At 38.8% G+C, this 19,615-nt stretch carries 17 protein-coding genes, 1 other RNA gene and 1 pseudogene; 12 read left to right on the top strand and 7 right to left on the bottom strand.

Going from position 1 to position 19,615, the window contains the following annotated elements:
- The first annotated feature begins 8 nt into the window (after positions 1–8).
- Together HMPREF9257_RS04355 and HMPREF9257_RS08965 are read left to right on the top strand one after the other, a co-directional pair.
- Positions 9–1,328, top strand: coding sequence for a bifunctional folylpolyglutamate synthase/dihydrofolate synthase (locus HMPREF9257_RS04355; RefSeq protein WP_006418525.1), 1,320 nt, complete (start codon positions 9–11; stop codon positions 1,326–1,328).
- 86 nt (positions 1,329–1,414) lie between these two features.
- A pseudogene (locus HMPREF9257_RS08965) lies at positions 1,415–1,597 on the top strand (M13-type metalloendopeptidase); the annotation flags it as partial.
- Between the two features lie 77 nt (positions 1,598–1,674).
- Here HMPREF9257_RS08965 and HMPREF9257_RS04350 read toward each other — a convergent pair.
- On the bottom strand, positions 1,675–3,114 hold the full coding sequence (locus HMPREF9257_RS04350) for an FAD/NAD(P)-binding protein (RefSeq protein ID WP_006418244.1): 1,440 nt from the start codon (positions 3,112–3,114) through the stop codon (positions 1,675–1,677).
- 263 nt (positions 3,115–3,377) lie between these two features.
- Here HMPREF9257_RS04350 and HMPREF9257_RS04345 point away from each other — a divergent pair, with 263 nt between their 5' ends.
- Positions 3,378–4,718 (top strand): APC family permease, encoded by a 1,341-nt coding sequence (locus HMPREF9257_RS04345; RefSeq protein WP_006418358.1) that lies wholly within the window; start codon positions 3,378–3,380, stop codon positions 4,716–4,718.
- Positions 4,719–4,751: 33 nt separating this feature from the next.
- Here the strand turns inward: HMPREF9257_RS04345 and HMPREF9257_RS04340 are convergent, their stop codons facing one another.
- From HMPREF9257_RS04340 to HMPREF9257_RS04335, 3 genes are all read right to left on the bottom strand, one after another.
- Positions 4,752–5,570 (bottom strand): MBL fold metallo-hydrolase, encoded by an 819-nt coding sequence (locus tag HMPREF9257_RS04340; RefSeq protein ID WP_006418472.1) that lies wholly within the window; start codon positions 5,568–5,570, stop codon positions 4,752–4,754.
- A gap of 134 nt (positions 5,571–5,704) precedes the next feature.
- Positions 5,705–6,066: a transfer-messenger RNA gene (gene ssrA, locus HMPREF9257_RS08960) on the bottom strand.
- 112 nt (positions 6,067–6,178) lie between these two features.
- Positions 6,179–6,871: a histidine phosphatase family protein gene (locus tag HMPREF9257_RS04335; protein WP_006418597.1), complete on the bottom strand. Its 693-nt coding sequence runs from the start codon at positions 6,869–6,871 to the stop codon at positions 6,179–6,181.
- A 151-nt stretch (positions 6,872–7,022) separates the two neighbouring features.
- Here HMPREF9257_RS04335 and HMPREF9257_RS04330 point away from each other — a divergent pair, with 151 nt between their 5' ends.
- From HMPREF9257_RS04330 to HMPREF9257_RS04320, 3 genes are read left to right on the top strand one after another with little or no spacing between them, the layout of a single operon-like run.
- Positions 7,023–7,997: a YihY/virulence factor BrkB family protein gene (locus HMPREF9257_RS04330; RefSeq protein WP_006418238.1), complete on the top strand. Its 975-nt coding sequence runs from the start codon at positions 7,023–7,025 to the stop codon at positions 7,995–7,997.
- Entirely contained in the window at positions 7,998–9,185 is a 1,188-nt protein-coding gene (locus HMPREF9257_RS04325) for an FtsW/RodA/SpoVE family cell cycle protein (protein WP_006418426.1), read from the top strand.
- 26 nt (positions 9,186–9,211) lie between these two features.
- Positions 9,212–9,502 (top strand): glycine cleavage system H family protein, encoded by a 291-nt coding sequence (locus HMPREF9257_RS04320; protein WP_006418382.1) that lies wholly within the window; start codon positions 9,212–9,214, stop codon positions 9,500–9,502.
- Between the two features lie 47 nt (positions 9,503–9,549).
- Here HMPREF9257_RS04320 and HMPREF9257_RS04315 read toward each other — a convergent pair whose 3' ends face one another.
- Complete coding sequence (locus HMPREF9257_RS04315; protein WP_006418265.1) at positions 9,550–10,275, bottom strand: gamma-glutamyl-gamma-aminobutyrate hydrolase family protein; 726 nt, start codon at positions 10,273–10,275, stop codon at positions 9,550–9,552.
- 135 nt (positions 10,276–10,410) lie between these two features.
- On the opposite strand from HMPREF9257_RS04315, the gene holA reads away from it, so the two are divergent.
- A complete protein-coding gene (gene holA, locus HMPREF9257_RS04310) occupies positions 10,411–11,451 on the top strand; it encodes a DNA polymerase III subunit delta (RefSeq protein ID WP_006418375.1) in 1,041 nt (346 codons plus the stop codon).
- A 75-nt stretch (positions 11,452–11,526) separates the two neighbouring features.
- On the opposite strand, the gene rpsT is transcribed toward holA, so the two are convergent.
- Positions 11,527–11,781: a 30S ribosomal protein S20 gene (gene rpsT, locus HMPREF9257_RS04305; protein WP_006418511.1), complete on the bottom strand. Its 255-nt coding sequence runs from the start codon at positions 11,779–11,781 to the stop codon at positions 11,527–11,529.
- Positions 11,782–11,978: 197 nt separating this feature from the next.
- Here rpsT and uvrB point away from each other — a divergent pair, with 197 nt between their 5' ends.
- The 5 genes from uvrB (at position 11,979) to HMPREF9257_RS04280 (ending at position 19,179) form a co-directional block, all read left to right on the top strand.
- Positions 11,979–13,973, top strand: a complete 1,995-nt coding sequence (gene uvrB / locus HMPREF9257_RS04300) for an excinuclease ABC subunit UvrB (RefSeq protein ID WP_006418442.1) — start codon at positions 11,979–11,981, stop codon at positions 13,971–13,973.
- Positions 13,974–14,152: 179 nt separating this feature from the next.
- Complete coding sequence (rpsO, locus tag HMPREF9257_RS04295) at positions 14,153–14,422, top strand: 30S ribosomal protein S15 (protein ID WP_006418372.1); 270 nt, start codon at positions 14,153–14,155, stop codon at positions 14,420–14,422.
- A 157-nt stretch (positions 14,423–14,579) separates the two neighbouring features.
- Positions 14,580–16,676: a polyribonucleotide nucleotidyltransferase gene (gene pnp, locus HMPREF9257_RS04290; RefSeq protein WP_006418230.1), complete on the top strand. Its 2,097-nt coding sequence runs from the start codon at positions 14,580–14,582 to the stop codon at positions 16,674–16,676.
- Positions 16,677–16,876: 200 nt separating this feature from the next.
- Positions 16,877–18,562, top strand: coding sequence for a ribonuclease J (locus HMPREF9257_RS04285; RefSeq protein ID WP_006418349.1), 1,686 nt, complete (start codon positions 16,877–16,879; stop codon positions 18,560–18,562).
- Positions 18,563–18,579: 17 nt separating this feature from the next.
- Positions 18,580–19,179 carry an energy-coupled thiamine transporter ThiT gene (locus tag HMPREF9257_RS04280; protein ID WP_006418542.1) on the top strand — a complete coding sequence of 200 codons (600 nt, stop codon included), beginning with the start codon at positions 18,580–18,582 and terminating at the stop codon, positions 19,177–19,179.
- Between the two features lie 69 nt (positions 19,180–19,248).
- Here HMPREF9257_RS04280 and HMPREF9257_RS04275 read toward each other — a convergent pair whose 3' ends face one another.
- Positions 19,249–19,608, bottom strand: coding sequence for a hypothetical protein (locus HMPREF9257_RS04275; protein ID WP_006418185.1), 360 nt, complete (start codon positions 19,606–19,608; stop codon positions 19,249–19,251).
- Between the last annotated feature and the right edge of the window lie 7 nt (positions 19,609–19,615).

Here is a 19,615-nt window from a genome sequence, read left to right as displayed (position 1 = left end):
GGTGTCTTATGAAATTTACTGATATTAATGCAGCCTTAAATTGGATGAACCAAGAGTCTAATCCCATTCAACGTGAAGGGATTGAAAAGATTTATTATGCGATGAATTATTTGGGTAACCCCCAAAAAGGGCTGAAAGTCATCCAAGTGACTGGAACCAATGGAAAGGGGTCCACGACCGCATTTTTAAAAAATCTTTTTGCTGGGGCAGGCTTAAAAGTGGGGACCTTTACTTCACCCCATATTGAAAAATTTAATGAAAGAATTTCTTATGCTGGCCATGATATTTCTGATGCAGATTTATTGCGGTTAATGCCACTAATTTATGATTTAAATGAACATATGGCTCAAACCAAATATGGTCGATTAGTATTTTTTGAGATTTATACCTGCTTATTGTTTTTATATTTCCATGAAAAGCAACCTGATGTATGTCTGATTGAAGTCGGAATTGGAGGCTTAAATGACTGTACTAATGTCGTTGATGCCCAATATGCGGTCATTACCACCGTTGCATTAGACCATGTGGACAAATTAGGCGATACCGTCGAGGCAGTGGCCTACCAAAAAGCAGGAATCATCAAGAGGGGTGCCCAGGTCTTTATTGGACAACTACCAGCTTCCAGTGTGGCTGTAGTGGAAGCAAAGGTGGAAGAAGAGGGGGCTAAGCTCTACCAATACGGCCACGAATTTGGGACCCTACCTATGACTTTATCTTTAGAAAACGGGTCCAAATTTACTTACTGGAATGACTTAGGTATGGAGAAAGAAGAATTTCGCCTATCAATGTTAGGACAACACCAAATGCATAATGCCGCAATTGCCTTGATGGTCTTCCAACATTGGATGTATGATCAGGGTATAGAGCTCCATAAAGAAAAGATGGCTCAAGATTTATTAACTACCCACTGGCAAGGGCGGATGGAAAAAATTAGTGACCAGCCTTTAATTTTTATTGATGGCGCCCATAATGAAGCTGGACTTGAAGCTTTAAAACAAGTGGTTGAAACTTATTTAATTGACCGTCAAGTGACAATTCTTTTTGCTGGATTGAATCGTAAAAATCAGTCAGCCCACTTGCAAATATTAGATCTTTTCCCCGCTAGTCAAATTTATATTGCCCCTTTTGACCACCATGAATCCTATAGTCAGGCTGAATGGCAAAATCTAGTGAATGAAGACCCAAATCCTAATCTTCATGTAATTGGTGATTGGGCTGAATTCATTGATCAATTTGAGGGGGAAAACAATCAAGTCTTGTTAGTGACAGGCTCGCTTTATTTTATCTCTCAAGTCCGCCAATATATCTTACATGGCCTAAGAAATTAATTAATATTTACAAAGAAAATTTTTGATAAAAGAATGTCACCACCTAGCTTAATTGATTATGAAAGCTAGGTGGCCTTATTTATTTAATCTGGTGTCGTAAGGCCCGCTTAGAATACATGCAACTCCTCTTAAAGATTGACGTGCATTCACCGGGTGAATTACGTGCTAATATCCAACCCCGTAATTTGGCGGAGTTCCATGAAGTCTTCCAAACTCAACCAGGCGATGGTATGTACCTAGCTCCTGAAGACCGGGTGGTTATTTGGTAGTTTAACGTCAGAAAAGAAATAAAAAGAAGACCTCCTGTGCTTGGAAAATTTTATCCAAGACGGGAGGTCTTTATGGGTTATAGAGCTTTATTTTTGATTAACTTATCGGCCCAGGCTTGAATCTTAATAGTGGAATTATTCTGAAATACTTGGCCATTAATCAGGGTGCCATGAATCAGTAGGTGGCTAATGGGGCCTAATTTGGGTGAAATTGTCTGACCTGTGTCCAAGTCAATGGCTAGGCCACCTAGGTCTGCAAATTGAACATAGCCTTTATTAATGAGAGATTTAAAGATAGAAGACGCTTGATTTAGATTTTGGTCATTTAAGCCGTAGCCAGTGGCATTAATAACCCAATCAGAACTAGCTATGAGAGTATGGCCCTCATTTAATAAATGGAAGGTCTGGTTTTCAGCTTGGACACTGTCAATACCATTTAAAGTTTTCAAGCGTCCTTCTTCGAAGGCTCTCAATAATATAAGTGCAGAATCTTTGGGCATAGGATTCCTTAGATTGATGAGGGCATCCATATAATGGTCTTTAAATGCTTGGTAATCAGAAACGGTCATCGTGGCAAGGCGGGTGGATAAGAGGTTTGAGAGGTGGAGAAATAGAGCTTGGGCCCGGCCAAATATTTTGGGGTGCCCCATACTTAAGTCAAGGCCTGCCTTACCCGGTAAAAGCCATTCTGATTTGAAAACGGGCCAGGTGACTCCCACTTGTTCGAAGTCTACTTGAATCCATTGGTCTAAGTCATTAAAAGACAGGTGACCTTGATTGTTAGCCATGGCATGGTCTAAATTATTCTCTGTCAAAAATTTATAATCTAGGTCAACTTGGTCCCTGCCGCGGATAGTTGGAAAATAATTGTTTAAAGAAAAGACTTGAATCAGACTTTGAGGACTATGTGTCAAACAATATTTTAGGACATCGATGGCCGCAAGGCCAGTACCGATGACTGTTAATGTTTGGTCTGGCATTTCAGTCATAGGTATAGCTTGGAGCGGGTATGGATTATGAATATAGTGGTTTTGGCCGAGTAAGTGATAAAAATCGTGGGCGGGTAAATCCCCACAGCAAAGGTGGACTTGGTCATAATCCTGGCTTTGGCCACTTTGATCGACTAGTTGCCACTGCTGAGTTTGGTCTAGCCAAGTTATGTCGGTCACTCTTTGGTATATGGCTTTGGCCTTTAAGTCATGGCTAAGCTCTTGGATACGGTCTAGCATATAATCTCCATAAGTCCAGCGGGGCATATACTCTTGGAAAGGGATATCTTGGTCTTTCAACCAAGATACAAAATCATCCATGTCTTGGTAATCAAAGGATATAGCGTCAGACCTGGAGTTATTTAAGGCGAGGCTAGAATCAGGTCGGAAGGGAATACCTTTACCAAAATGGATAGGGTCATCATAACAGTCAATTTCTAGTTTTTCCTTGGGATAAAATTTGTGGTAACTGGCTAGGACTGCGCCCCCAGCAACCCCCATCCCAATAATTGCGATTTTCTGGGTCATAAGTGACCTCCTTATGTTGTTAAAGTAAGTATACAATAAAATCAATTATAATGATTAAATTCTTAGACTAAATTTTAATTATATTTATTAATTTTTATTGTAACAAATGAATAAATAGGATAATGCGTAAAAATATAAAAGTAGTACAGGAAAACGATCTGTTTAAAAGTGGAGTATTTATATAATTCAAATTTTTAAGCAGAAAAGTATTTCCATCTGCAAATAAAAAGCCTATAATAATGACCTATATAGGAGTGAAGTGAATGCAAAATGAGATTAAAAAAACTTATGGCCTTACCAATGCCATTACTATGATTGTAGGATCCGTAATCGGATCCGGTATTTATTTTAAAGCCGATGATATCCTGATGTTTACTGGAGGGAAACTTTGGTTGGGAATTGTCCTAATTGTCTTTGGTGCCCTTGTTATTGTCTTTGGCTCTCTAGCCTTGGCTCAACTAACCCAACGCTCTAGTCAAGCAGGGGGGATTGCCTCTTATATTGGCGATTTTGTCAGTCCTGCGCTTGCTACCGGGGTGGGAGCCTACCAAGCCTTCGTTTATTTTCCGATTTTTACTGTGATCGTTTCTTGGGTGGGGTCAGCTTATACTTGGTCGATTTTTAATCCCAATGCTAGTTTAGAAGCAAAAATTGCCTTAACCTTCGTTTATATGTCCGGGATTGTAGCCATAAATTATCTGTCTAAGAAGTTAGCAGGGCAATTTCAATCGGCAGCCACCTTTATTAAAGTGATTCCTTTAGTCATTATTGCGATCGTTGGATTCTTTTGGTCTAAAGATTTGCCAATTGTACCCCAAGGAATAAAGGTGATTGAACCCTTTGATAATGGTTGGGGGTGGTTAGCGTCCTTGGTTCCTTTAGCCTTCACCTATGATGGCTGGACTGTAGCCGCAACCATTGCACCTGAAGTGAAGAATCCGCGACGCAACCTACCTTTGGCTTATACCTTAGGCCCCTTGGCTATTGTCTTTATCTATGTGGTTTATTTCTGGGGACTGAATGAAATCTTAGGGGAGACCTTTATTTTATCTACGGGAAATGTTGCCATCCAATATGCGGCCCAAATGATTCTGGGTAAGGGATTTGCTTCTGCTATTATCTTCTGTGTGATTGTATCAGTTATGGGGGTTGCTGACGGCATGTATTTAGCCGCCCAACGTTTGCCTCAAGCCATGGCAGAACGTCAATGGATTCAGTCACCGCGCTTGGCTAAATTACATCCGAAATATCAAGTTTCCACGGCATCAACGCTTTTAACTTATGGCTTAACTATTTTTTGGTTAGGAATTCATTATTTAGTTGAAAAATACCAATGGTTACCTGGATCTGATATCTGTGAATCTGCTGTGGTTTTTAACTCTATTTGTCTTTTACCTTTATTTTATGCAACCTACCGGCTCCACAAGCAGGGGGAAATCAAATCAGCCTTCTTTGGGATTGTTTGTCCTTTATTAGCTACTTTTGGGATTATAATCCTGGTTGTGGGATCAATTGTATTAAACTGGAAAGTTGCATTGCTAACCATGACTATGTCGGTTATATTTGTGGTTTATTTTATTCGGCTTTATCAAAAAAATCATTAAGCATAAAAGAAAAAACCTCCGAGGGGAGTTTTTTTAATACTTTAGATTTTGGCTATAGCGAATATTACCTAGGCTTTGAAGGGGAGGATATGATTTACGGCGGTCACGTGCTGTATAGATGGGTTGGCCGTCATTATCACCGATGATTAATTGATCATCCCGATTGGCCAAAATTTCCTCGACCCAATAATAGTTAGAGTCGACGATTTCTTTATCTATTTGATAGGGAGCATGACTCAATAGAACAGTATCGTATTGTTCTTTAATTTTCAATATATTTAAAAGGCTCTCACGAAATGCGGATAAGGGGGCAGAGTGGTCAAAATAAATCATGGTATTGTCGGTACAGGCGTCACCAGTAAAGAGGAGGCGCCGTTCTGGAATAAGAAAGACCATTTCACCGAGTGTGTGTCCTGGTAGATGAAGGGCTTGGAGAGAAAGCCCCCCAAGATCGAAGATATGACCATTAGAATAATATTTAATTGCTTTGGGGATAGGATCAACAAAGAGGGGGTTATGGACGGGAAAGTTGTCTTTTTTGAGAGCATTGCGCATAATTCGTGGTCGAATATCATTTTTAAGTCGGTTTAAATAGCCATTTTTATCAGGTAAACTCATATAGACTTCATTGAATTGAGAAGCGCCTCCATAATGATCAGAATGGGCATGGGAAATAATTACATCATATGGTTTGGTAGTGACTGAGTCGATGACTGACTTTAGGTCCCCGTAGCCCCAGCCGGTGTCTAAGACAAGCGCTCGATCTCGTCCCTCAAAGACATAAACGCAAACATAGGGCATTTTGATACGGAAAATATCTTCAGTAATTGACTCAACTTGGAACAAACGCATAGAATTACCTCCTCAAATTGTAAAGAGTATAGCATATTTATTATTAAATAAAAAATATGGCGTTTCAATTATTACATTTTTTCATAAAAATAGCTGGACTTTGGATAATAAACATCCAAAGTCCAGCTATTTTATTATGGAGATGAGGGGAATCGAACCCCTGTCCAGAAAGCCCGCCACTCCCGAATCTACGTCAATAGTTGATCCTATTAAGATTTAGCTGTCTCATAGCCGGCCAACAGGCATTTGAGGTCGCGAGTCTGATGATCTCTTACTTAACTTGCAGACGGAAAGTTAAATCGTATCCCACTTAATTGAGACCAGGAACCGGTACATGGGCGATACCGGGCTGATCTTTGCAAGCAGTTATTAGGCTGCTAAAGCAAAATTATTATTATTGTTTGCAGTTATATTTAACTGTAGCGTTTTTAGGTAGTCGCTGCCTTCCTGACGCATCAAGAGCTCGTATGAAATCTGTCGAAACCAGTACACCCCCGAAAATTTAGATACTAATTATAGCATACTATTTTATTAAACGCAAAAGCTACACTTTCAAAAGAAAAGCTCAACATCCAATAAAGAAGTTGAGCGAATTATCGATTTATATGTTATTCCCCAGCTTTTTCCGCAATTTTTGCAAAGTGGTCGGTCTTACCATAAGCAGTCATTTTAAAATGACCATCCTTGTATTGGACAATAGAAACAGAGGCGTTGTCGAGTGGAATGGTTTCTTTAAAGTCAGCCACCAGACCATGTAATAAATTGCGAATGGTCATACCATGGCAGACTACGAGAATATTTTGATCAGTCGCAGCGTGTTTATTTAATAAAATTAGGAGACCTGATTCAACTCGGTTCCAAAACTCAGCGTAAGATTCAGCATAGTGATAAGGATCATATTTCTTTAACAAGTCTAGACTTGTTTTAATGTCAGGTTCACTACCAGCGGGTAGGTCATGAATAATTAAGGCTTCTTCCATCACCTTGGGCCAAATTTCTTCAGCAGGTAGGCCTTCATAGAAACCAAAATGGACTTCCCGGAATTCTTTCATGGGGGTTATCTCTAATCCGTCAGCATATAAATTTTCTTCTAATAAAATATTAGCTGTATCAATGGTTCTTTGAAGGTCTGAAGTATAAACCGCATCAAATTTTACTTTTGATAGGCCTTTACCACTTTGGTGAACCACTTCAATCCCTTCATCGGTTAAAGGGGCATTAGCCCAGCCTTGCATGCGGCCATAGCGGTTTAGGTAGGTTTCTCCGTGTCTTACAAAATAAAATGTCACACCTTTAGACATATATCTTCCTCCCTTTCTTTACCATTTAATTATAACCTAGATTTAGAAAAAGTCTAAGAAAAGCAAAGCAAATTTCCAATAGCTATGAGTGAAATTTTTTCCTAAGTGTGTTAAAATTTTTAAGACTATTAAAGTGGAGAGGAGGGCTAGTGTGTCAGAACAACCATCAGTCTTTCAACGTTTACTGAAAACTTTTCAATTCAATCAGAAGCAGTTAGCTTTTGGCTCCTATGCAGCTGAGCTTTCCTTCTATATCATTTGGGCCATTGTTCCCTTAATGTTGGCTTTAGCTAACGTAATTTCTGTCTTACCATTTTCACCTACGGATATTGTAGCCACAATTAAAGATGTTCTGCCGAGCCAAGTGCAAGGGCTCCTGCTGCCTTTATTGGAAGATTATCTATCATCAACATCTTCTGGAGCTTTCTCACTCGGTTTGATTATTTCTTTATGGCCCGCTTCAAATGTGTTTAATACGATTCAAAGGGTTTTTAATACGATTTATAAGGCGGAACCAAGAAAAAATGCCTTAATTGCTCGAATGTTTTCCTACGTATTTACGATAGCTTTTGTATTGGTAGGGGTCTTCCTAGGCTTTGCCGTATTATATGGTGAAACCTTCTACCAGGCAGTAAAAGATATTTTTGGCTTTGATTTTGCTTTATTGGAAATCCTGATTAATCAGAGTGGTTTGATTGGGTTTGCCTTATTAGCTTTAGTTCTATTAATTATTTATCAATTTATCCCAAATGTTAATTGGACTTGGCGGTATTCTATTCCGGGCACTTTATTTGCTCTCCTTGGCTTTACCTTGATATCCCAATTATTTGGACTGGTTGTTTCCATGATGGGCCGGTCTACTTCGAATCAGACAATTGGTGTTTTTATCATCCTACTGATTTGGTTATATTTTAATGCCATGGTGATTGCGATTGGTGCTTTTATTAATGTCTTTTACCACGACTTTAAAGAAAAAAATTATTGGGAAATCTCAGACCAAGTAAAAGATCAAGCAGTCTTTCGGGCCACAAGTTCGAATTATGTTTACTATGGTCAAAGTCAACCAGTTTTACAAAATCAGATATATCAAGTGGAGTCAGACCACACTTCGAAGGAGTCTATTTAAATGAACATGTCACGAAAATTAAAAATTGAACAAGAATCTCGGGTTGATTATGGCATAATCTTAACAATTATTATCTTAGCCCTAATTGGCTTAATATCCGTCTATGCAACCACGACCATGATTAATGGGGAAAATATCGCCCCAACCTTGTTTCATGCCCTCTGGTATGCTGTAGGGTCGATTGCCGTTATTGTAGTCATGCAGTTTAATAGTGAACAATACTGGAAATTATCCACTTACTTGTATGGCTTAGGACTCCTTTTATTAGTTTTTGTGCTTATTTTTTACGACCGGCAACTAGCTGCTGAAACGGGGGCTCGTTCTTGGTTTAGACTAGGATCTTTATCTTTCCAACCTTCGGAAGTTGTTAAACCGGCTTACATTATTATGTTAGCGCGGGTAGTAACCCAACATAACCATGAATTTATTGAAAGAACCCTTAAATCAGATTGGTTATTATTAGGAAAAATTGCTGTGGTTGCTTTGCCAGCAATGGTTTTGATTCAACTTCAAAATGACTTAGGGACGAACTTGGTTATGTTAGCCATTACCGGCGGTGTGATTCTGGTATCGGGTATTTCTTGGAAAATCTTATTACCGGCGATTCTGATTGTTGTAGCCTTGGCTGCAGGAATACTTTCTGCTGTGGTCTTTTTCCCAGACTTCTTGATTGAGAATAAGTTGGTTCAAGCTTATCAAATTAACCGGATTAAAGACTGGCTAGAGCCTTTTGCGGATACGCGGGGGTCTGGATATCAGTTAGCTCAATCAATTAAAGCCATTGGGTCAGGTCAGTTACTTGGCAAAGGACTAGGGGTTTCAGAAGTAACCGTGCCGGTTAGGGAATCTGACTTTATATTTACCACCATTGGTGAAAATTTTGGTTTTATCGGTGCCTCATTCTTACTTTTAATTTATTTTATTTTGATTTATCAAATGGTTCAAACTTGTTTTAAAACTAAGAATGAGTTTTATACCTATATTGCAACTGGGGTTATTTCAATGATCCTCTTCCATATTTTGGAAAATATTGGAATGAATATTGGACTCCTACCAATTACCGGGGTGCCATTACCTTTTATTTCTCAAGGGGGTTCAGCTTTACTTTCCAACATGATTGGGGTAGGCTTGATACTGTCAATGCGTTATCACTATAAGTCATACATTTTCGACAATGATGATTTTTAGACATACAAAAAGATAGGGGAATTAAGATGAATGTAGAATATTTATGGCAAAAAGAAGCCTCAGGTCAAATCGTATTAGGTGTTAATGAAGTCCTACAAGAAGAAGTTGGAGAGATTGTCTATGCGAATATAGCCCGTCTGGGTGAAATTGCAGCAGGGGATACCCTCTTAAATGTGGAAGCTTCCAAAGCCACTATTGAAATTCCTAGTCCAATTTCGGGTAAAATTGTTGTTAAACATGTAGAAGCTGAAAATAATCCCAGCCTCTTAGATTCACAAGATGAAGAAAAAAATTGGATTGTTAAAATTGAAGCCTAATATTAAAAGCTAGAAAGTTCTTCAGAAGAACTCTCTAGCTTTATTTTTTAATCTTTTGGCAAGGCACGTTCGACTAAATTTCGAAAGAGGTTAATGGAGTGTTGGTCATGAATATGGGTTAACTCAGGATGCCATTGGACCGCGATGACATTATCTGCGGGTGCTTCAACCGCTTCGATAACCTGATCCAGAGATTGAGCAATCACCGTAAGCCCTTGACCTAATTGATCGATTGCTTGGTGATGGAAGGAGTTAACGGTAATTTCCTTACCAAAGATGGGTGATAAACTCGACTGATCTTTGATTTGAATGCGATGGGTTGGAAATTGGGGTAAACTTTGTTGGTTATGTTGAAGGTAAGCTGTCTTATCTTCAGATAAATCTTGATAAAGTGTGCCCCCATAGCGGACATTTAATAGTTGTAGTCCGCGACAAATACCTAAGATAGCCTTACCTTGGTGAATTGCTGCATTGATAAGGGCTAATTCAAAGGTGTCTCTTTGGGGCGAAGTTTCTTGGATGGCTTGATGGGGCTCTTGATTATATAAGAGGGGCGAAACATCTTGCCCACCCGTTAGAATGAGGCCATCTAAGCTAGACATAATTTCTTCAGCTAGTGATTCATCCATAATCGGAATGATATAGGGAATTCCCCCTGCTAATTCTACAGCTTGTGAGAATTCACGTGGCGTGTAGTTGGCGTCAAAAGCAGCCACTTCTTCAGGCCGTTTGTAGGTAATAATATTACCAGTAATACCAATTTTTGCTTTCATAATGGGCTCCTTTTCTAGAATATGTTCCCTATTATATAGCTTTGAAAAAGACATGCAAGTCTGAGCTTTAATTTAAGTAAAGAATAAGCTAAACTAGGATAATAGTATTGTAATCTTGTAAGAGGAGGAGATTTCGTGTCAAGTTACCAATCAGCCCTAAAAAAATTAAAAACTGGCCAAGTAAGTCCAGTCTATCTATTATATGGGAGTGAACAGTATCTCCAAGATACCTTTCTGTCTAGTCTCTTAGACCATTGTCGTCAAGGACAAGAGGAGCTTGATTTAACGCGCTTTGATTTACAAGAAGACAGTTTAACCCTAGTCCTTGATGAAGCGAATCTCTTTTCTTTCTTTGCAGACCGCAGGGTCATTGTGGTTGATCAAGCGGATAGCCTGATTGGGGCCAGTCGTAAAAGTATCACCGATAAAGAGCAAGCAGCCTTATTAGAGTATTTAGCCCAACCCAATGAGGCTTCAGTATTGATTTTTAGGGTCTTAAAGGATAATTTAGACAAACGGCGCAAGTTAAGTAAGGCACTCTTAAAAGAGGCGAATTTCGTAGAAATGACGCCGATGGATGAACGGGCGGTTGAAGCCTATTTAAAAGAATTTCTTAGAGATGGAAAATTTAAGATTCAAAGAGAGGGTATCCAAGAACTATTAATTAGGACAAATTATGATTTAACAAAGGTAACAAGTGAATTAAATAAACTGAATTCTTTTGCTAATCCGGACCAATTAATCACCAAAAAAGATATTTCATTATTGGTACCTCGCAGCCTAGAATCAAATGTGTTTGAATTATCGAATGCGGTGGTGGCCCTCCAAATTGAAAAGGCAGTCAAAATATACCGCGATTTACTCTTATTAAACAATAATCCTATTCAATTGCACGCTTTACTGATTACCCAATTTCGCTTATTTATCCAAAGTCGAATCCTCATGGAAGCAGGCCACTTAGAAGGAGATATTGCTAAAACCCTTTCGGTCCATCCTTACCGGGTTAAATTAGCTTTAAAAAATAACCGGATCCTTAGTCTAAATCAATTACAACAATTTTATATGGATTTGGTAGAAGCTGATTTTGCTATGAAACAAGGATTGGGCAATAAAGAAACCTATTTTTATATTTTACTGATGAAATTACAAGATATGGTAGAAAAAAATAAAAGCTAAATTAAAGAATAAATAAAAAAGAGTAAAGAAAAAAGCCAGCATCGCGAAGAGGCTGGCTCAAAATATTTATTTTAATTATTTATTTAATAATGAGTTTAATTTAGCTTTATCGCGGTCAGCTTTATTACCATGGATTAAACCATTTTTAGCTGCACGATCAATTTTACTTGCGGCTGCATTGAATAATTCTTGTGCATTATCGGCTGAAGATTCTACGGCAGCTTTAAAGTTTTTGATAGCGGTACGCATTTCAGATACTTGAGCTTTATTTAAGTCACGTTTAGTAGTGTTTTGACGCACACGTTTAGTTGCTTGTGCTGAGTTTGCCATGATGTCACCTCTTTCAATATTGGTTCTTAATAGTATATAAGTCAAAGCTGACTTAGTCAACAAGAAGTATTATAACGTATTTAAAAAGCTAAAAGCAATCTTTTTTTTATTTTTCTTTAGATATAATCCTACTTTTTGCATTTTTTAGAAATTAGGGTATCATAAAAGCGAACATTCATTCGTAAAGGAGTAAAACGATGGATCATTTTAATTTAAAAGCACCTTATCAAGCGTCAGGGGATCAACCCAAAGCGATTGCCGATTTAGTAAAAGGTCTAAAAGAAGGAAAACGGGATCAAATTCTTTTAGGCGCTACTGGGACAGGTAAAACCTTTACTATTGCTAATGTGATACAGGAAATAAACAAGCCAACTTTAGTCCTAGCTCACAATAAAACTTTAGCAGGTCAATTATATAGTGAGTTATTAGAATTTTTCCCGGATAATGCAGTTGAATATTTTGTCTCTTATTATGATTACTATCAGCCAGAAGCCTATGTACCTTCATCTGATTCCTATATCGAAAAAGAAGCCTCTATTAATGATGAAATTGATAAATTACGTCACTCTGCTTCCTCAGCCTTATTAGAACGGCGTGATGTTATTGTGGTTGCGTCGGTATCTTGTATTTATGGTTTGGTTGACCCAGAAATGTACCGGGACCAAGTTTTGTCTCTAAGAGAAGGACAAGAAATCTCGCGTGCCTATGTCTTAAACCGCTTAGTTGAAATGCAGTATGTCCGTAATGACTATGATTTCCAACGGGGAACTTTCCGAGTCCGGGGAGATGTGGTTGAAATTTTCATCGCCTCCCATGACTCCTCTGTGCTTAGGGTTGAGTGGTTTGGTGATGAAATTGACCGGATCCGTGAAGTGGATGTGATGACAGGTGAAATTAAATCCGAATTGAAGCACTTCCCAGTCTATCCTGCTACTCACTTTGTGGCCAACCAAGAACAGACTTTGAGGGCAGTGGAAACCATTCGCGCTGAATTAGAAGAAAGACTGGCCGAACTGAATAAAGAACATAAGCTCCTTGAGGCCCAACGTTTGGAACAAAGAACCAACTATGATATCGAAATGCTCTTGGAAATGGGGTATTGTTCAGGTATTGAAAATTACTCTCGGCACATGGATGGTCGGGCACCAGGGCAAGCACCCTTTACTCTCTTGGATTTCTTCCCTGATGACTATTTAATTGTAGCCGATGAATCACATATAACCTTGCCCCAAATTCGCGGTATGTATAACGGTGACCGGGCTCGGAAACAACAATTAATTGATTATGGTTTTCGGTTACCGTCAGCTTTAGATAATCGACCATTACGCTTGGAAGAATTTGAGAAAAAAGTTAATCAAATGATCTATGTTTCGGCCACCCCAGGTCCTTATGAATTAAACCTAACTGATAACCAATATGTTGAGCAAATAATCCGGCCAACTGGCTTACTTGATCCGGTGATTGAGGTCAGACCAATCAAGGGTCAAATGGATGATATTGTTAGTGAGATAAATGAAACTATTTCCCGTGGTGACCGGGTCTTCATTACAACTTTAACTAAGAAGATGTCCGAAGACTTAACTGATTATTTGAAGGAATTAGACTTTAAGGTGAAGTACCTTCACTCAGATATTAAGACTCTGGAACGGACGGAAATAATTCGTGATCTTCGCCTGGGAATCTTTGATGTCTTAGTCGGGATTAACTTGTTGCGGGAAGGACTCGATGTACCCGAAGTTTCCTTAGTTATGATTTTAGATGCGGATAAAGAAGGCTTCTTAAGGTCAGAACGGTCTTTAGTTCAAACCATTGGTCGGGCTGCTCGGAATGATCATGGGAAGGTGATTATGTATGCAGATGCAATCACCGATTCCATGCGGAAAGCCATGGATGAAACAGAACGACGCCGGAAAATTCAAATGGCTTATAATGAAGCTCATGGGATTACGCCACAAACCATTAAGAAAGAAGTCCGCGATCTAATTAAGATATCTAAGGAAGTATCTTCTGATGAACAAGAAGAAAATATCTTGCAACAATTCAAATCCCTATCGCGGGTCCAAAGAGAAGAAGAGTTGGACCGCTTAGAAATGGAAATGAGGCAACATGCTAAAGCCATGAACTTCGAGGCAGCCGCCGAGCTTAGAGATATTATTATGGAATTAAAGGCTGTTTTTTATAAGAAAAAATAAAAACCCTATAAAAAATCCTGTTTTAGCTTGAATATCCTTAGTAAATAAGCTATATTATTCAAGTAGCCGTCTGTTGCTGTCTTTGACCGACGGACGGTGGGCGCAAAGCCTTAACTCAGTAATCGAATCACCAACGTTTACTTGGTTAGGGACAAAATCATAGAAAGAGGTGAAATGAGATGGCATTAAGCAAAGAACGCAAGAGCGAAATCATTAAAGAATATGCTACTCATGAAGGCGATACAGGTTCAGTTGAGGTACAAGTTGCCGTTTTAACTGAAGAAATCAACTTATTAAATGAGCATATTAAAGAACATAAGAAAGATTTCCATTCTTATCGTGGTTTAATGAAGAAAATCGGACACCGTCGTAACTTATTAGCTTACTTACGTGAAAACGATATTCCTCGTTACCGTGAATTAATTTCTCGTTTAGGATTACGTCGTTAATCATGATTTTAAAAAGGGTGACATTTTTGTCATCCTTCTTTTTATATAAAAATATACAAATGGTTGGTCACTACTATACAAGTATGAGTTAAACGCTAAGGAGTTTAATTGATATTTGTTTAGTAGTCTACCGTTTGCAATAAAAAGGAGAGTATATATGACAAAACAAGTATTTAAGCTTGATTTTAGGGGTCGACCTCTACAAGTTGAGATTGGCCAAGTTGCCAAGCAAGCATCGGGTGCCGTTCTAGTTCGCTACGGTGAAACGGTTGTTTTAGCTACAGCGGTTGGATCTAAAAAAGCTGGAACTGGTGATTTCTTCCCACTGACAGTTAACTATGAAGAAAAAATGTATGCTGTAGGTAAAGTACCAGGTGGCTTCTTAAAACGAGAAGGGCGTCCTTCAGAACATGCAACCTTAACCGCGCGTTTAATTGACCGTCCAATTCGGCCAATGTTTCCTGATGGAGTCCGGAATGAGGTTCAAATTGTAGCAACCGTCTTATCCGTTGATCAAGATAATAGTCCTGAGATGGCCGCTATGTTTGGTGCTTCCTTAGCATTAGGTGTTTCTGATGTGCCTTTTGATGGTCCAATTGCTGGGGTTAAAGTGGCTCGAGTAGATGGTCAATTAATTATTAATCCAAGTGTTGACCAACTCGCTACAACTGAAATTGACTTAACGGTAGCTGGGACTAAGACAGCAATTAATATGGTTGAGTCTGATGCGGCTGAAGTTCCTGAAGCCGAAATGTTAGAAGCTTTATTATTCGGTCATGAGGCTATTAAAGAACTCGTTGCCTTCCAAGAAGAAATCATATCAGCTGTGGGTAAAGAAAAATTTGAATTGACCTTGGCTAAACCTCTGCCTGACATTGTGGACCAAGTCAATGAACTTTTCCAAGCTAAAATGGTTCAAGCCATTCAAACTGAAGAAAAGAAAGCCCGGGAAGAAGCCGTTGCTGACGTTATGGCAGCGGCCGTGGAATATTTCCAAACAAAATATGATAGTAATCCTGAATTTGAAGAAATCATTAAGTCTGTAAATATTGCCTTACATGATTTAGAAAAAGATGAAGTTCGCCGTTTAATTACCAAAGAACGGGTGCGGCCAGATGGTCGTAAAATTGATGAAATTCGTCCACTTTCTTCAGAAGTTGGTCTCTTACCACGGGTCCATGGTTCTGGTCTCTTTACTCGGGGACAAACGCAAGCCTTATCTGTTGCAACTTTGGCCCCATTAAGAGAGCATCAAATTATTGATGGCTTAGGTACCGAAGATTATAAACGGTTTATGCATCACTATAATTTCCCTCCATATTCAGTGGGTGAAACTGGCCGGATGGGTAGCCCAGGTCGTCGTGAAGTGGGCCATGGTGCTTTAGGTGAACGGGCCTTGAAACATGTTATTCCTTCAGAAGAAGAATTTCCATATGTGATTCGTCTTGTCTCTGAAGTTTTAGAATCAAACGGTTCGTCTTCCCAGGCCTCTATCTGTGGGTCAACCCTAGCCATGATGGATGCTGGTATCCCAATTAAAGCTCCAGTGGCTGGGATCGCCATGGGCTTGGTGATGGATGATGATGCTGATTATACCATCTTAACGGACATTCAGGGCCTAGAAGATCACCTCGGTGATATGGACTTCAAGGTAGCTGGTACTGCTAAAGGAATTACCGCTTTACAAATGGATATTAAAATCCAAGGAATTACAGAACAAATCTTGCGGGAAGCCTTAGCTCAAGCTAAAGTAGCCCGGATGCAGATTTTGGATCAAATTACTTCCACCATTGCAGCACCAAGACCTGAATTGAGTAAGTATGCACCTAAGATTGAAATGGTTAAAATTGATATTGACCAAATCAAAGTGGTGATTGGTAAGGGTGGCGAAACGATCAACAAAATTATCGATGAAACAGGTGTTAAAATCGATATTGATGATGAAGGTAATGTGTCAATTTACTCTGAAGACCAAGCCATGATTAATAAAGCCAAAGATATTATTGAAAGTTTAACCCATGTAGTGGCGGCTGGTGAAGTCTATACGGGGAAAGTAGTTCGGATTGAAAAATTCGGCGCTTTTGTTGAAATCTTACCAGGTAAACAAGGCTTACTCCATATCTCTCAAATAGCTAAAGAACGAATCGATAAAGTTGAAGATGTCTTAGCCATGGGTGATGATGTGACAGTTAAAGTAACTGAAATTGATGACCGGGGTCGGATTAATTTATCACGGAAAGTATTAATCAAGTAAAATTTGTCTATATTATCCAATTAGCAATAGGTTAATTCCTTTTGTTGATTGGGTTTTTTGTAATGTAAAAAACTTGCGCAATTAAGGCAAAAATCTTTTAGGACGCTAGTAATCAGATGCTTTTTAAATTAAGTTAAGAATGTGTTATACTAAATACGATTGTAAACAAGAAAAATAGATAAATATATATGAGGTGCTATATGAATGCAGTTAAAATTATTCCTCTTGGCGGGGTACGCGAAGAGGGCAAGAATATGTATGTGGTCGAAATAGATGAGGCCATTTATGTGCTCGATTGTGGTTTGGTCTTCCCTGAAGACGAAATGTTAGGTATTGATGCAGTAATTCCTGACTTTACCTATTTAGAAGAAAATAAGGAACGGGTTGTTGGTATTTTCTTAAGTCATGGGCATGCGGATGCCATGGGTGCCTTACCTTACTTATTAGATACGCTAGAAGCTCCTGTATTCGGAACCGATTTAACGATTGAACTAGCTAAGTTAGATGCTAAAGCAGCTGGTTTAGGGAAGCATTTGGATAATTTCTTTGTGATTGATGCGGAAACTGAAATTGAATTTGAGACTTCTACAGTTTCTTTCTTTAAAACCACCCATACCATCCCTGAATCAGTAGGGATTGTACTCTCAACGCCTTTAGGAGCTATTGTCTATACGGGTGACTTTAAATTTGATTCTTCTGCCTCAGAATTGTATAAAACAGATTTCGGCCGTTTAACCGATATTGGTGAAAAGGGTGTTCTGGCTTTACTAAGTGACTCAGCCGATGCAGAAATTTTGACCAACAATGATTCTGTCACCACGATTGTTGGAAATATGGCAGATACATTTATGAATACACCTGGACGGGTCATTATTGCTAGTATTGGTTCTAATATCGCCCGGATTCAACAAGTTTTGAATGCGGCTTACTTATCTGGTCGGACCGTATTTTTTGGTGGTAACCAATTAATGCAATTAATTGATGTTGCTATTAAACTTGATAAGATTCAGATTCCAAGTAAAGATGTCATTGGCCAAATGAAAGATATGACTAAGACCCCAGATGATAAAATTATTGTCTTAGAAACTGGTAATGTGGGTGAACCTATCAAAGCCTTGCAAGCGATGGCTAATAATCGTCATAAAACGGTTCATTTAAAAGAAGGGGATTTAGTCTATATAGGGACAACCCCATCTGTTGCCATGGAAACGACCCAAGCTAAAACGGCAGATATGATTTACCGGGCTGGTGCCAGTGTTCGTTCGATTAAGGAAGACGCACAAGTTTCTGGACATGCTAATAAAAATGACCTTCAGTTTATGTTGAATTTCTTAAAACCCCATTATCTTATTCCAGTTAATGGTGAGTCTAGAACTTTACATGCCCATGCTAAGTTAGCCCAAGAACTAGCCTATACTGATGATCAAATTTTGATGCCAGTTTTAGGTGATGTCATTGAATTTAAACAGGATTCAGTCAATATCGCTGCTTCTGTGCCAGCTGGCGATGTACTCGTTGATGGTTCAGGCGTAGGGGATATAGGGAATGTGGTCTTAAGAGATCGTCGTATTTTAAGTGAAGATGGTATTTTTGTGGTAGTTGCTACAATTTCTCGCCGACTTAAACGTGTTTTGGTTGGGCCACAAATAACTTCAAGAGGATTTGTTTTCATGAAGACCAGTTTAGATTTGATTGAAGAATGTTCCGATATGACCCTAGATGTGCTTGAAGAACATTTAGCCAAAGACGATTTTGACTGGGGTAATTTGAAATCAGATCTACGTGAGAAAATTGGTAAATACCTCTTTAAGGAAACCAAACGACGTCCAGTCATTTTGCCAATCATTATGGAAGGCTCTAGTTATCAGCCTGAAGATGAAGGTTAATAAAGGAGAAATAACCTATGAATAAACGAACTCGCCGCTTGTTGGGCGACTGCTTGATTGCTTTAATTCTGGCTTTAGGCTTAGCTTTTGTAGCTTACCAAGTCTTAAATAATCAACTTCCTTATCGCTTTGCTTTGTTTCTTATACCTTTAATTTGGCTAGGTTTACGCCAAGGCGCACCGGCAGCAATCCTGACGGGAGCTCTAGCTGTACTTGGTGTTGGTTGGTTTATTGGTCAAGAACATCAATGGTTACCCCTAATCTTGCGTTACTTGGTTCCAGTGATGAGTTTAGTCTTGTTAGGGTTATTTACCAAAAATACACAAAAAACCCTAAATAATCGTCGTTATTCGTCTGTCTACCTGAATATAATAACAGCAAGCATTTTGGTCTCAGTAGTTTATTATTTATTAGCTTTTCTACTGGCTAGTTATTTACTACAAGCTTCAAACCAATTTAGCTTGACATCGCTTAATTTTTGGTTATCTTGTTTGTTAACAGGGCTAATTACAGGGGGAATCCTTTCAATTATGGCTCGACTTTGGCCGAAATTAATTATTCCTCCCCATAGTCGTTATCTATCACGTAAAGAAACTTCTTCTTTATTAAATGATTAAATAAAAAAGACTTGTCTAGGGAAAGCTAATAGATACTAGCTTTCCCTAGACAAGTCTTTCTTATATATCCTAAGCGGCCTTGGCAGAGACCGTTAGGATTTGTTGAAGGCTTAAAGAAAATTGTTGATGGGTTTGACAATCTAGCAGTTGAACGTGTCGTTCATGGTTAATCGGTGCAAGTATTTGAACAACCCGGTAATCTTCTTGGATTTTATTCTGATGATTGTAGTATTCAAATTCAATATAAATTGGGTCTAGGCTTACATAATGTTGGTTAAGGGTTTGTTCAACTTGAGTGACCGGCATGATAGTAGTAGAAAGGGGCGCCCGGAATTCAGCCAAATTAAAGGTATCCATTAACTTATTAACTAGTTTATTTTTTTCTTGGTTTAAGTGTACTATGAAGTTGTATTTAATTGGTGATTCCATTTCTTTC

It is taken from the genome of Eremococcus coleocola ACS-139-V-Col8 (assembly GCF_000183205.1).
GTDB lineage: Bacteria > Bacillota > Bacilli > Lactobacillales > Aerococcaceae > Eremococcus > Eremococcus coleocola.
The sequence above is the reverse complement of the archived record's forward strand: the minus strand, read 5'-3'. Positions and strand labels throughout refer to the sequence as shown.

Excerpts from the sequence above, each read along its gene's own strand:
- HMPREF9257_RS04275 (WP_006418185.1), bottom strand. The coding sequence starts at position 19,608 with ATGGAATCACCAATTAAATACAACTTCATAGTACACTTAAACCAAGAA.
- HMPREF9257_RS04315 (WP_006418265.1), bottom strand. The coding sequence starts at position 10,275 with ATGAAAGCAAAAATTGGTATTACTGGTAATATTATTACCTACAAACGG.
- HMPREF9257_RS04280 (WP_006418542.1), top strand. The coding sequence starts at position 18,580 with ATGAATAAACGAACTCGCCGCTTGTTGGGCGACTGCTTGATTGCTTTA.
- rpsT (WP_006418511.1), bottom strand. The coding sequence starts at position 11,781 with ATGGCAAACTCAGCACAAGCAACTAAACGTGTGCGTCAAAACACTACT.
- uvrB (WP_006418442.1), top strand. The coding sequence starts at position 11,979 with ATGGATCATTTTAATTTAAAAGCACCTTATCAAGCGTCAGGGGATCAA.
- HMPREF9257_RS04355 (WP_006418525.1), top strand. The coding sequence starts at position 9 with ATGAAATTTACTGATATTAATGCAGCCTTAAATTGGATGAACCAAGAG.
- HMPREF9257_RS04320 (WP_006418382.1), top strand. The coding sequence starts at position 9,212 with ATGAATGTAGAATATTTATGGCAAAAAGAAGCCTCAGGTCAAATCGTA.
- HMPREF9257_RS04285 (WP_006418349.1), top strand. The coding sequence starts at position 16,877 with ATGAATGCAGTTAAAATTATTCCTCTTGGCGGGGTACGCGAAGAGGGC.
- HMPREF9257_RS04345 (WP_006418358.1), top strand. The coding sequence starts at position 3,378 with ATGCAAAATGAGATTAAAAAAACTTATGGCCTTACCAATGCCATTACT.
- rpsO (WP_006418372.1), top strand. The coding sequence starts at position 14,153 with ATGGCATTAAGCAAAGAACGCAAGAGCGAAATCATTAAAGAATATGCT.
- HMPREF9257_RS04325 (WP_006418426.1), top strand. The coding sequence starts at position 7,998 with ATGAACATGTCACGAAAATTAAAAATTGAACAAGAATCTCGGGTTGAT.
- HMPREF9257_RS04350 (WP_006418244.1), bottom strand. The coding sequence starts at position 3,114 with ATGACCCAGAAAATCGCAATTATTGGGATGGGGGTTGCTGGGGGCGCA.
- HMPREF9257_RS04335 (WP_006418597.1), bottom strand. The coding sequence starts at position 6,871 with ATGTCTAAAGGTGTGACATTTTATTTTGTAAGACACGGAGAAACCTAC.
- HMPREF9257_RS04340 (WP_006418472.1), bottom strand. The coding sequence starts at position 5,570 with ATGCGTTTGTTCCAAGTTGAGTCAATTACTGAAGATATTTTCCGTATC.
- pnp (WP_006418230.1), top strand. The coding sequence starts at position 14,580 with ATGACAAAACAAGTATTTAAGCTTGATTTTAGGGGTCGACCTCTACAA.